This is a genomic window from Nocardia sp. 2TAF39, from assembly GCF_052114905.1.
Taxonomy (GTDB): domain Bacteria; phylum Actinomycetota; class Actinomycetes; order Mycobacteriales; family Mycobacteriaceae; genus Nocardia.
In genome coordinates this window covers 74,733-87,084 of sequence record NZ_JBFRFQ010000023.1, presented here as the reverse complement: position 1 = coordinate 87,084, position 12,352 = coordinate 74,733, and the positions used below count along the sequence as shown (strand labels likewise).

Annotated in this window: 11 protein-coding genes and 1 pseudogene; 7 read left to right on the top strand and 5 right to left on the bottom strand. The window is 67.1% G+C overall.

From position 1 onward, the window contains the following. Nucleotides 1-17 precede the first annotated feature (17 nt). Together AB4Z47_RS16730 and AB4Z47_RS16725 are read left to right on the top strand one after the other, a co-directional pair. Complete coding sequence (locus AB4Z47_RS16730) at nucleotides 18-998, top strand: aldo/keto reductase (RefSeq protein WP_441951766.1); 981 nt, start codon at nucleotides 18-20, stop codon at nucleotides 996-998. Between the two features lie 77 nt (nucleotides 999-1,075). Further along, nucleotides 1,076-1,882 carry a strictosidine synthase gene (locus AB4Z47_RS16725; protein WP_441951765.1) on the top strand — a complete coding sequence of 269 codons (807 nt, stop codon included), beginning with the start codon at nucleotides 1,076-1,078 and terminating at the stop codon, nucleotides 1,880-1,882. A gap of 76 nt (nucleotides 1,883-1,958) precedes the next feature. Here AB4Z47_RS16725 and AB4Z47_RS16720 read toward each other — a convergent pair. From AB4Z47_RS16720 to AB4Z47_RS16705, 4 genes and pseudogenes are all read right to left on the bottom strand, one after another. Continuing rightward, a pseudogene (locus AB4Z47_RS16720) lies at nucleotides 1,959-4,970 on the bottom strand (Tn3 family transposase). A gap of 132 nt (nucleotides 4,971-5,102) precedes the next feature. Further along, nucleotides 5,103-5,753, bottom strand: a complete 651-nt coding sequence (locus AB4Z47_RS16715; protein WP_441951763.1) for a DNA alkylation repair protein — start codon at nucleotides 5,751-5,753, stop codon at nucleotides 5,103-5,105. 8 nt (nucleotides 5,754-5,761) lie between these two features. After that, nucleotides 5,762-6,523, bottom strand: a complete 762-nt coding sequence (locus tag AB4Z47_RS16710; protein ID WP_441951762.1) for a glutamate racemase — start codon at nucleotides 6,521-6,523, stop codon at nucleotides 5,762-5,764. A gap of 169 nt (nucleotides 6,524-6,692) precedes the next feature. Further along, nucleotides 6,693-7,889: an NAD(P)/FAD-dependent oxidoreductase gene (locus tag AB4Z47_RS16705; RefSeq protein ID WP_441951761.1), complete on the bottom strand. Its 1,197-nt coding sequence runs from the start codon at nucleotides 7,887-7,889 to the stop codon at nucleotides 6,693-6,695. A 210-nt stretch (nucleotides 7,890-8,099) separates the two neighbouring features. Between AB4Z47_RS16705 and AB4Z47_RS16700 the strand changes: the two genes are divergently transcribed. The 3 genes from AB4Z47_RS16700 (at nucleotide 8,100) to AB4Z47_RS16690 (ending at nucleotide 10,436) form a co-directional block, all read left to right on the top strand. Then, a complete protein-coding gene (locus tag AB4Z47_RS16700; protein WP_327110328.1) occupies nucleotides 8,100-8,456 on the top strand; it encodes an SPW repeat domain-containing protein in 357 nt (118 codons plus the stop codon). Further along, the gene (locus AB4Z47_RS16695; protein ID WP_441951760.1) at nucleotides 8,456-9,085 is read left to right on the top strand and encodes a TetR/AcrR family transcriptional regulator; all 630 of its coding nucleotides are present in this window, start codon (nucleotides 8,456-8,458) and stop codon (nucleotides 9,083-9,085) included. The genes AB4Z47_RS16700 and AB4Z47_RS16695 overlap by 1 nt, the downstream gene beginning before the upstream one ends. Before the next feature lie 394 nt (nucleotides 9,086-9,479). Further along, nucleotides 9,480-10,436: a type IV toxin-antitoxin system AbiEi family antitoxin domain-containing protein gene (locus AB4Z47_RS16690; RefSeq protein ID WP_441951759.1), complete on the top strand. Its 957-nt coding sequence runs from the start codon at nucleotides 9,480-9,482 to the stop codon at nucleotides 10,434-10,436. Nucleotides 10,437-10,541: 105 nt separating this feature from the next. Here AB4Z47_RS16690 and AB4Z47_RS16685 read toward each other — a convergent pair whose 3' ends face one another. Further along, nucleotides 10,542-11,390, bottom strand: a complete 849-nt coding sequence (locus tag AB4Z47_RS16685) for an alpha/beta fold hydrolase (protein ID WP_441951758.1) — start codon at nucleotides 11,388-11,390, stop codon at nucleotides 10,542-10,544. Nucleotides 11,391-11,639: 249 nt separating this feature from the next. Here AB4Z47_RS16685 and AB4Z47_RS16680 point away from each other — a divergent pair, with 249 nt between their 5' ends. Together AB4Z47_RS16680 and AB4Z47_RS16675 are read left to right on the top strand one after the other, a co-directional pair. Further along, on the top strand, nucleotides 11,640-11,924 hold the full coding sequence (locus tag AB4Z47_RS16680) for a maltose acetyltransferase domain-containing protein (RefSeq protein ID WP_441951793.1): 285 nt from the start codon (nucleotides 11,640-11,642) through the stop codon (nucleotides 11,922-11,924). Beyond that, on the top strand, nucleotides 11,833-12,195 hold the full coding sequence (locus AB4Z47_RS16675) for a sugar O-acetyltransferase (protein WP_441951756.1): 363 nt from the start codon (nucleotides 11,833-11,835) through the stop codon (nucleotides 12,193-12,195). The genes AB4Z47_RS16680 and AB4Z47_RS16675 overlap by 92 nt, the downstream gene beginning before the upstream one ends. The last annotated feature ends 157 nt before the right edge of the window (nucleotides 12,196-12,352 follow it).

Sequence of the window (12,352 nt, the reverse complement as noted above, 5' to 3'; positions counted from 1 at the left end):
TAACCAAGGAGTACCTGATGAAGCACGTATCACTGGGCGGACTTGATGTCTCCCGCATCGGCCTGGGGGCCATGACCATGGCCGGCGTCTACACCACGGGCGGAGGGCTCGATGACGCCGAGTCGATCCGCACCATCCACCGGGCCCTGGACCTCGGGGTCACCCACATCGACACCGCCGAGATCTACGGCCCCTTCCACAGCGAGGAAATCGTCGGCAAGGCCATCAAGGGCCGGCGCGACGACGTCGTGGTGGCGACCAAGTTCGGTCTCGTCTCCCACGCAGGCGGGGGCCCCGGCGTCATCGACAGCAGCGCCGACAACGTGAAAGCCGCGGTCGAAGGCTCGCTCCGGCGGCTCGGCACCGACCACATCGACCTCTACTACCAGCACCGCGTCGACCCGAAAACACCCATCGAAGAGACCATCGGCGCGCTGGCCGAGCTGGTCGCCGAAGGCAAGGTGCGCCACATCGGACTCTCCGAGGCCAGCCCCGAAACGATCCGCCGGGCGCACGCCGTGCATCCGGTGGCCGCGCTGCAGACCGAATACTCGCTCTGGACCCGCGACGTCGAAGCCGAAATCCTCCCGCTGCTGCGCGAACTCGGCATCGGGTTCGTCCCCTACTCGCCGCTCGGCCACGGCCTGCTGACCGGGCAGATCCGCACCGTCGACGACTTCACCGACGACGACTGGCGCAAGACCAACCCACGCTTCACCGGCGAGAACTTCCAACGCAACCTGCGCATCGTCGACGAAGTGCAGGCCATCGGCGCCGAAATCGGCGCCACCCCAGCACAAACCGCGCTGGCGTGGATACTCACCCGCGGCAACGACATCGCCCCCATCCCCGGGACCCGGCGAGTCTCGCGTGTGGAAGAAAACACCGCCGCCGACACCGTCGAACTCAGCACCACCCAACTCGACCGCCTCAACAACCTCACACCCGCCGCAGGCGAACGCCACAACGAGGCAAACATGGCCACCATCGATCGCTGACCCTCGGCGCCGACCAGCCGCCGGTCTCGTCGAACAGCCACGACCCCCGGGAATGAACACAAAGAAGGAGCAGCACCGTGAGCACATCGTCCGCCGCTCAGCTGGGCGTGGAGAAGAAGCGCCTCACCTCCTCGATGCTGCTGTGGATGCGCACCGACCAGCCCCGCCAGACCGGCATGGACCACTGGCAGGGACCGCACTCGAAGATCATGTTCGGCACCCCGGACCTGGAGGAGTACCGCCAGCTCCACCTTGCCGAGGACAACCCGGGCCGATGGCCGGCCACAGACGGGGTGCAGACCGCGATCCCCGCCGACCGCAAGCTCGACGGTCTCGGCGAAGTCACCTTCCACTCGGCGCTCGCGCCCCTGAAAGCGCGCAAGCAGACGAAACTCGCCTACGCCGACGAGGCCAACGTCTTCCGCCGCACCTTGCTTTACGCCGGCCCACCGAACTCCTCGCGCTGGTACGACGTCGGCGGTCCCGGACCGAGGATCGGTGCCCACGCCCCGATCTACCTGCGCCGCAGAGACGGGATCGGCGCCGGGGAGTTCCGCAAGTTCGTCAACGAGCAGCTCGCTCCCGCGCTCGCAGGCACCGGAGTGCTGAAGGAACTGCGCACGCAGACGTTCCTGCCCTGGAGCGAGAAGCTCTGGGATACCCCGAACGTCGCCCACGACAACCCCCGCGACCAACACTTCCACGCCTCCCTCGTCCTCGGGTTCACCGACAACGCAGCACGGGACGTGTTCTTTGCCGGCACCGCAATCGGGAGCTTGTCCGGCCGGCTGGCACCGCTCGCCTCCGCGGTCCACGCCTACGACGTCGCCGCCGCCTTGACGTTCGTCAAGAACGGGAACATCCTCCCGAGCTACCAGCAGTGACCGGCCCGAGCGTAGAGCAGGTCCGACGGACCTGCTGAGCAGACAATCCATCCGCCGCCAGCACCTGGGGCCCTGATCAGAACAGGGTGTCGCGCACGCGCAGCGGCCGGTAGCCGGTCGGGCCCAGCTGGGCGAGCTCGCCTTCGATGTCGACCTCGATCGCGCCGAAGAAGTTGATGTTCTCGCTGTGCGCCGGGCTGATGTGGGCGAGCACATCGTGATCGATCCGCCGCCCCGACCGCCGCATCTGCTCGATCGCGAGACCGTAATACTCTGTGGTCCAAGCGATTACGGCGTTCGTTGCGAGAGTCAGACACCACACCTGTTCGGTTTGGGATTCCAGATGCCGGGCCCGGATCGTGCCTTCGTGGGCGTAGAGCAGGTCCCGGCGCAGCGCGTGCAGGGATTCGCCCTTGTTCAGTTGGCGGGCGATCTTGCGGCGATACCCCGGATCGGACAGATACCGCGCGGCGTAGATCGTGCGCCGCATCGCCCCGTACTCCTTGAGCGCCGCGGCCAGGGCGTTCTGCCGACTCGACGCCGACAATTTGCCGACCAGCAGCGACGCGGTCGCGTGCCCGAACTTCAACGATCCGGCCAACCTCAGCAGGTCGTCGTAGTGCTCGGCGATCAGATCCAGGTTCAGCTTGCGGGTCATGAGCGGTCCCGCGTGCGGAAACCGGGCCTCGGCGTCGGTGCGCGGGCCCGGCCGGTACAGGGTGATCCGGCCCAGATCGCGGATGCGCGGTGAGAGCTGCATCCCGAGCAGGTCGAACAACCCGAAGTTGACCAGGGTGACCCCGTGCGTATCGGTCGCGTGCTCGGTGATGGGCAGATCGGTTGCGTTGCCGAGGATTTCGTCGAGCACGTAGTGGGCTTCGCGTCTGGTCGCGACGATGATCTTGGTGCCATAGGTGGCGTGCTGATCGCTGACATGGGTGTAGGTGGACAGGCCTTCCTCGGCGAAATACCGGCTCAGGGCCCGCGCGGTGATCGACTTGCCGCGAGTGGGGAAGCGTTGCCCATCCGAGGACGACAGGGCGCCGCCACCGAACGCAGAGGTCAGCGGGAGGCGCTGGTGGTAGTCGATGATCGCCAGGTTCGCCGCCCGCAGAGTCTCCTCCCGCACATACCATTCCTCGGTCCAGGACAGGATGTCGTAGGAGATCCCGCACGCCTCGGCCATCCGGGTCAGCCCGAGGTTGGTCGAGGCGGCCAGCAGCACCGCGATCAGGTTGCGTTTCAACTCTGGTGTTCGGGACTGTTTGCCGCTGGCGTGGGTGAAGCAGTCCAGGTAACCGGTGCGTTTGTCCAGCTCGATCAGCAGCTACACGATCGGCGCGAACGGCAGCATCTCGGTCAGCTCCGCTTTCAGCGCGATCGCCTCGGCGGGCACATCCTCCGCGGTCAATGGCGAGATCACCAGATCGCCGCCCTCGTCGAGCCGGACCGGACCCTGCCCCTGGGCCAGCACCGTCTCCAGTTCCCCGACCGCGGAGTGCAGCTCATCGACCGCAGCCGCTAGAGCCCGGCCGGGATCGGCCGGTTTGCCGACCAGACGGCAGAATTCGGCGCGCTGGGGCCCCCACTGCTCGGGCGTGAGCAGGTAAGCGGCCGGATCGGCGTAGCGGCGCGACCCCGGCACGAACACGTCCCCGCTGCGCAGGCCGTCACGGAGCCCGATCAGCACACACAACTCCCAGTAGTGCCGAAACGCGGTGACACTGCCGGATTTGCGGGCTTCCTCGAGATAGCCGCGCCACTTGGCCGGCACGAACCCGATCGGGGCATCGTCGAACACCTTGCGGCGGCCCGTCGCGTTCAACTCCCGCAGCATCGCCACAGCCACCAGCAGCTCCGTCGCGGCGGTCCCGCCCGCGAACCGCACCGCCGACAACACCGCCGGGGTGAACTGGCGCAGATAGTTGTACGACAAATCCAATGCCGCCAGATGCCCGTGATCACGAGGCAAGCGGGGTGTGGCCTGTGCGAGCGCCGCCCGTAACCGCTCCCACCCGATCGCATCGCCGCGGATCAGGCCGCCGATCTCTTCGTCCGGGATCTGCAGGTCTACAACGATTTTCAGGAGATCATCCAGCAGGGCTTGCCGGTCTTCGCCTGACTTGCCGCGCTCAGCCAGCTGCTGTTGCATCCGCCGCTGCGCCTGCCCGAACTTCGCCGAGATCGCCTGGTCGAACAGCTGCACCACCTCATCGAGCACATCGGTGCCCGATTGCGCCAGCAGCGTGAGCAGGATCGGATACCGGCGCTGCGGATCCCGCCGTTCCAGGGCTTGACCGGTGAGGCGGCGGCCCATCGTCGCCAGAAACCGGCGGCGCTCGGCCGGAAGCACCGACATATCCACGGTGTCCGCACCCAAACCGCGCAGGAACCCCAGTTTCTCGACCTCGGTCTTGACCGCGGCCGCTGAGGCCTCCACCGGACCGGTCGAAAGCCACCGCAACCGCGACACCTTCAACGACGGGTCGGTGACCAGCAACGCGTCCAGCTCCGCACACCGCGCCGGGGTGAATTCGTGCGCGAGCCGATCGTAGGTCTCACGCTGGGCCTGCGCCCGCGCATGCGCCACCCGACGCACCACCACTTCAGGACCCGGCCGGATCACCCGCGCCGAGATCAGATACTCACACGCCAGCCGGAACAACAACGTCGGCGAATCATGCTCCATCGCCCGCGCCAGCAGGAACTCATCGAGCTCCTTCAACTCCATCGTTCCCGGGCCACGCCAGCTCAGATACTGCGCCACCAACCGCAGATGCTCGGTGCGGGTCTGCGCCCGCTTCCCGTACGAACGCAGCTCGCCCGCATCAACATTCAGTTGATCAGCCAACCGAGCCACCGCCACGGCCGGCACCGTGGTCATCTTGTCCGGCACGAATCCCAGCCACGGCAACGTACACAAGGCCACCGCAAGCCCGAGACGCACCGCCGGTCCCCGCCCACGTGGCGCCACGAACGCGATATCGGCCGGGGTCAGTGTGAAGAACCGGAACAGTTCCTCACGGCTGATCTCGGGGAACTCCCGCAGGCGCTGCAACTCTTCATCTGCGAACACCCGCGTCGCCACGAACCTGAACCTCCACGCTGCTGATCAACTCTCGCCAGCAGCCAAGCACCAATCACGGTGCCCCGCACCACCAATCGCACATCACCTACCTGACCAGCGGCCACACGAACTTCGTTGTTTTCTGCGCCGTTACTACCGGAACCCCAGGAAGCCGGTCAGCAGTGATCGATCGATGCGCTTGCCGACTTCGCGCAGCATCCAGCCCAGCGCTTTCTGGATCAGATCGCGCCGGTCGTCGAGCAGCCCCGCGCACAGCGCGAAGGTGGTCGATGCGTCGCCCGCCTTGATGAACGCGAAGCTGGACAGCAGGGCCACCCGCCGCTCCCACACCGAATCCGCCTGCGCCAGATGGAAAAGAAGTTCGCGCGGTTTATCGAGCAGCCACGGGCCGACGATATTCTCCGCCGACACGTCGACCAGATCCCAATTGTTCACCCGGCCACGACGCACCGCCGCCAGGTATAGATCGACCACGGTCGCGCGGGCCGCGTCGTCGAAGGTGCGCGGCTTGGACACGGCGGCGAACCTCGTGTTGAGGATGACCAGCCCGGCGAACCGGTCCTCGTGCACAGTGCTGTCGAGCAACCGATCGATCTCGTCGAGCGGCAGCGCCGCGAAACGTTTCGCAATGCCCCTGGTCGCGGGCACTCGGACGCCGATGAATATGTCGCCCTCGCCGTACTCACCGGGACCGGTCTTGAAGAACCGCTGCAGATGAATCGCATCGGCCGGGTCTGCGATCGCCCGCAGCGCTTCTTGGACCGCCACGGCGGACAGTGGCACGCCGGCATTCACTCCTGCGCGCCCAGGATGCGGCCCGACTCGAACGCGGCCGCACTGGCAGGCAGTTCACCGGGCCTGCCACTGTTGAGAACCCGGACCTCGCCGTTGCCGGTACTCGGGCGGCCGAGGGCGTCCATGCGCCGGATGGTCTGTGCGGCAACGGCTTGCGCGCTGTCGAAAAGACGGACGCCGTCGGGCAGCGCGGCCATGATCGAATCGATCACCAACGGGTAATGCGTACAGCCGAGTACCACGCCCTGCACGTCCCGCGGAGTCTGCTCGGCGGCGCTGGTGATCGCGGCGTGAGCAGCCGCCAGATCACCGCGATCGATCGCGTCCGCCAGACCGTGGCAGGCGACGCCGACCACATTCGCGTCGCCGCCGAATTTCGCGATCAGATCGGCTTGATACCGGCTTGCCGTTGTCGCCGCGGTGGCCCACACCGCTACCGAGCGGCACACGGCCGCCGCTGGCTTGATCGCGGGAACCGTGCCGATCACCGGCACACCGGAGCCGACCTCCACGCGAACGTGCTCCAACGCCGTGACGCTGGCGGTGTTGCACGGCAGAACTATCACGTCCGCACCCGACCGGACCGAGGTCCGCGCGGCGTCCACCACCCGTTCGACCACCCAGTTCTCCGGCTTCGGCCCCCACGGCGCACCCTCCGGGTCCAACTGCAGCAACAGATCCACATCCGGCCGCAACTTGCGCAACCAAGCGGAGGTAGGCAGCAACCCGAGACCCGAGTCGATGAGCGCGACGATCACTCGACCACCGTATTACAGCGGCGCGCCGAGCCACGCCCGCGCCTCCGGCAATCCCCAGTCGTCGCCGTCGTCCTCGAGCACCGGGTTCGCTCCTCGTGCCGCCGCTGCGCCGTGAGCGGTGCGAACTGTCGGCGTCGGCTTCGATCCTGGCGCGGCTCGGGGTGCGGGCTCAGCTGGGTGTGTGTAGGTCCGTCACCGGCGCACTGGCGGCAATCTTCGCGCGGGCCTTCATGACCTGGGCGGTCATGCCCGCGCCGACCACGCCGGTCAGGTTGCCGCCCCTGGAGTAGTAGGCGAGGAACTTGCGGCCGTCGTCGGAGACGATCTGCACGTCGTCGGAGGCGTTCGGGGTGCCGAGGGCCTGAATCTTGACGTCGTACTGGTCGCTCCAGAAGTACGGGACCCGGGCGGCGGTCGGCGGCTCGGCCCCGAGCAGCGCGCAGGCGAGCAGCTTGGCCTGTTCACCCGCGTTGGTCCAGTGCTCGACTCGATTGCGCAGTCCCGTCCCGTGCAGCCAGGCTGCCACATCGCCGACCGCCCAGACGCCCTCGGCGGAGGTGCGCCCGACCTCGTCGGCGAGAACCCCACCGCCCGCCGACGGTTCGGCCAGCGCAATGCCGGAATCGGTCAGCCATTCGGTCTCCGGCCGGGAGCCGATCCCGATCACGACCAGGTCAGCGGCGATCTCTGTGCCGCAGGAAAGCCTCGCGCCGCGCACCCGGCCCGCGTCATCGGCGCGGAGCATGTCGAGGCCGGTGCCGCAGCGCAGGTCGACGCCTTCGGCGCGGTGCATCCTGGCGACCAGGGCACCCACTTCTGCGCCGAGCACGGAGGCCAGCGGCGTCGGCTGCGGCTCGACCAGTACGACGGCGACACCGCAGGCACGGAAACTGGCCGCCAGTTCGCAGCCGACAAATCCCGCACCTACCACGAGCGCCGTCGCGGCATCGGCCAATTCGGCGCGCAGCGCGACGGCGTGGGCATGGCCGCGCAGCACGTGGACGCCGGTCGAATCGGGCAGGCCCGGCAAACGGCGCGGGCGCAGGCCGGTGGCGATGATCAGCTGGTCGTAGGCCAGCGTGCTGTCGTCGGCCAGGCGGACTCGACTCGCTTCGGTGTCGACGCCGACGGCCTCGGTGCTCAGCCGCAGGTCGATCTTTTTCTCGGCGAAGAACTCCCGCGGCCGCAGCGTGGTGTCATCGGTTTCGCCGCGCACGAACTGCTTGGACAGCGGCGGACGGTCGTACGGCAGGCGCGACTCGTTGCCGACGAGGACCAGCTCGCCGTCGTAGCCGGCGCGGCGCAGCTCCTCCGCGGTGCGCAGGCCCGCGAGGCCGGCCCCGATGATCACGATCGGCGCAGTCATGCGGCCATCCCTTCGCTGAAACCGGACAACCGGTTCTGGTCGACATGCGAAGCTCACCCTAACGTCTGCTTGTTTCTTTTCGCGGTGCGGCCCGTCACGTCCGATCCGTCCAGGCAAGAGCGGCGCAATCGTGTCTCGATGGATCTTGATCGGGCGGTCAATCAGGGTTATACCGAGAAGAGGACATATTCACAGCCCGAGGAGGCACACATGTTCACCGAGAGCCGCGCGCAAGATCTACTGGCTGTCGTGCTCGGGATCTTCGCCGCACTGTCACCCATCTGGGTAGAGACGACCGACAAGGCCATGTGGTCGCTGATCGTGCTCGGCGTACTCATCGCCCTGACCGGCCTCGCGCAGATGTCCCGACCCGCTATGGCGGCGGCGGACTACGCGATGGGCCTGTTCGGCGTGCTGTTGTTCCTTTCCCCCTGGGTCATGGACTTCACCGAGTACCGCGGCGCATCCTGGACCGCATGGATAGTCGGGGTAGTGACGGCGGTGGTCGCGGTAGCGGCACTGCCGACCGTGTCGGGCCGGCTGCACGACATGGTTCCGCATCACTGATGCAGATGCCGAAACCCCGGCGCGCCGGGCGTCGCCGTAGCGCGAAAGTCGACGGCGACGCCCGACAGCTCATCCTGGATGCCGCTGAGAAGCTCTTCGCGGCACAGGGATTCGACGCCACCGCGACGGCGGCCATCGCGGCCGCGGCAGGCGTCCCCAAAGGACTGGTCTTCTACTACTTTCCGACCAAGGACTCGATACTCACCGCGCTGATGGCCGAGCGGATACCCCCACGGCCGATCGACGACATCGGCACCCTGGTGGCGCCTGGCGATCCGGCGGCGAGCCTGGTCAATCTCGACGCCGCCCTGAACCTGCGCGACCACCATTCGTCGGTGCTTCGGGTGATCATGTGGCGCGAAGCCGACACCCACCCCGACGTACGCCGCCAGCTCCGCCACCTGCGCGATCAAATGCTGGACGTGACCGCCAGGGTGCTCCAGGCGAGCGTGCCGGATCCGGTCCGCCCCGGCACGCTCCGCGCCTGCGCTGCCGCGTGGGTCTCGGCGATGTTCGCCATCGCCAGCACGGACCGGCTACACGCACTCGACGGCATTCCCCTGCCCACCGGGGACGAGGTGCTCAATGTCGCCCAGGTAGTCGCGGCCGGAATGACACAGCTCGGCTGACTTCGCGCATCCTTCGTACACGTGCGGGCCGGGATCCGACCTGATCTCGACGCCGTCGCCACCAGCACAGTGAGCCGGTGGCCGCGGCAGACCATCGGAACGATCAGGCGCCGACCGGTGTCACGGTCGATACGGGGCGCGCGGGTGTCACGTCGGCTTCGACGGCTGCCGAGGAAGGCCGAGACGTAGCTGCCCATGGCCGTCGGATCGGGTCGATGCGATCGGCAGTCGACTCGGCCCGCGCCGTGGATGCCTTCGAGCAGGCGAATTCGAACGGTCGCGGCAGTCTGCACCCGCCCAGACAGTCGCATCGAAGTTGTCCACAGCGTGCGTGTTATCCACATTCGATGGTGAGATGGGTGTTCCATGCCCAGCTGTCGAGCACGATCGGCGTATGGAAGCACCGCAACTGATCTCGCGTCAGCAGGCGCTGGCGTCCGGACTGTCCGATAAGGACCTCCGTCGTCTCTGCCGAACCGGAAGGTGGCAACGGCTGCGGGCCGGGCACTACCTGAACTCGCCGGGATGCGACCTCAGCGTCACGGGTCGGCACCTGCTGATGGCGCTCGCAACCGCGGAGACGACGTGCGATTCCGCGATCACCAGCCACTGTTCCGCAGCAGTGCTGCACGGAATGTCGACCTGGGACATTCCGCTCGACCGCGTACACCTGACCAGGGATCGCATCAACGGCGGCCGCATGGGCCGGCGTGTCGTCGTGCACTCGGCACGCTTGGAGCCTGACGAGATCACCCTCGTCAACGGAATCCGGGTAACCACCCCTGCGCGGACGATCATCGATATCGCCCGCTCGGAAGGCTTCGAGCAGTCCGTCGCCCTCGGCGATTCCGCTCTGCGCCAGGGCCTGACGACCATCGCCGAGCTACAGGAGCACGTGCGACAGGCTCGGCACCGCCCCGGATGCCGCAAGGCCACACAGGTCGTCGGGTTCCTGGACGGACGCAGCGAGAGCACAGGTGAATCTCTCAGCAGAATCGTGCTGCACCGATGCGGACTCCCCGCCCCCGAACTGCAAGCGCGCGTCTTCTCCGACGACGAGATCTGCGTCGGCCGAGTGGACTTCTTGTTCGCCGACCTCGGTGTGATCGGAGAGTTCGACGGAAACACCGAGTACCAGAGCGCGTTAGGCGGGCCTCGAACCCCCGAACAGATAGTGATCACCGAGAAGAACCGCGAAGACCGCCTCCGCGCCCTCGGCTGGATAGTGGTCCGCTGGACCTGGGATGACTTGGCCGACCCAGCCCACCTGGCCCACCGCATCCACACAGCCACGCGCACAGCGGGCGGAATCCGCCGCTCCGGCCACTGGACCACCACCCCAAAACCCTGATCCGGCAAACAAGTGTAGCTCAGAACGCCGCGGGCAGACCTCACGGCATCTGCAGAGACCCAAGCAGCGGTGCGAAGAACACTGGGAGCAGCTGTAGCCGGCAAGTTAGCGGGCAGCGCCGCTGGCAGTGGGCCCGTCGGGCTGGGTGAGGAAGCTGCTGACGTCGACGGCGAAGCGGGGGTGTTTGATCGCGCCCACATGGCTGGCGCCCGGGTAGATGACCAGGTGGGACTCGGGGATGCCGTCGGCGGTACGGCGAAAGTTCATGGTGCTGTAAGCGGCATCGCGTTCGCCACCGATGACGAGGGTGGGGGATGTGATGTCACCGAGGCGTTCGTCGAGGTCGAACTGATCTTCGGCGTGCAGGAAGGCATATGTGTCGGCGGGGTTCTTCGGCCGGCTCAACGGGTCGAACAACCGCATGGCGACGGCGGCGAGCCGGGCGGCCACGGGCGAAGCGAAGGTACTCGCCGCCAAGTGATGCATCGCCGGGCGGCCGCGCAAAACCGCGTCGGCGTAACGCATCTGACCTTCCTTCGCGACGGGATCCAGCCGGTACCCCGACGACGCGATGACAAGTCGGCGCACGACACCGGGATGGTCGGCGGCAAGCTGCAATGCGACCGAACCACCCGATGAGATGCCGAGCACATCGACCGGTTCCCCGAACTGGGCGCGCAATGCGTCCGCGTGCTCGGCGGCGATATCGCCCATCGTGGTGCCCTCGGCCATCCCTGGCGCACGATTCACCGCGTACACCCGGAACTGCCGCGCCAACGGTGCCAACACCTTGATCTCGGAATCCCGCATCCAGCCGCGCGGGTTTGCGTGGTCGGGAGTGAACCAGCGCAGGAACACCAGGGGCCGGCCGGCACCGATCGCGAGATACGGCAAGCCGTGCTCCAACACACCCTCCGTGATCCCGAGCTCGGCGTCCAGGGCGGTCTTACTCATGATCCCTCCGAGTCGTCGGTCGTCATCTGTCGCCCTGACGCTAACGGACTCACCATCCCTCCGCGATGACCTCTCCGGTTATGGACCGCTGCCTGGTTTCCGAAGTGGCGTCGGGGCAATACCCCAGGTGGACGGCTACGCAGCGGCAAAGTGCCGTTGCCGATCGAGAGGGTGCGCTGTTCGGAGCCATGGTGACGAAGTGTGGGGTCAGTCGGGTCTACTGTTGGTGTGGTGGTGGATGAGCGTTCGATGCACGATCGCATGCTCGCGGGTGAGCTGTATCCAGCTGATGATCCGGTGCTGGTGGAGCAGAACCTGCAGGCGATGGACCTGATGGAGGCGTTCAACGCCACACCTATGCGGGAGGTAGTTCGGCGGCGGGAGCTCCTGGTCGAGTTGCTCGGCGCGGTAGGAGAGCGGACAGAGATCGCCGCCGCTGCGGGTGGACTACGGCAGCCGGATCAGCATCGGGTCGGACAGTTTTGTCAACTTCGGGCTTATTGCGCTCGACGTCGCCATCACTATTGGCGATGACGTACAGATCGGCACCAACGTGCAGCTGCTGACGCCCACCCATCCGCTCGATCCAGCCCAACGGCGCGCGCAGTGGGAATCGGCGGCCCCGATCACGATCGGTGACAACGTGTGGCTGGGCAGTGGCGTCATCGTGCTGGCAGGGGTCTCGATCGGTGACAACACTGTGGTCGGTGCCGGCGCTGTTGTCACCCGCGACTTGCCCGCCGATGTCGTCGCGGCGGGTAACCCCGCCCGCGTGATCCGTCCCCTCGACTCCACCCGATGCTGATGGCGGGTGGTCGCGCGGGTCGCCGCTACTGGGTATGCGGCAGACACGGGGTGTCCGAACGCGATGGCTCAGGCGGTGGCCTCAACGACGAGAGGCGGCGGTGATAGGCGTCGGGTCGCCAGAGCCGGAAAAGGGTGCGGCGCAACGGCTACTGTTG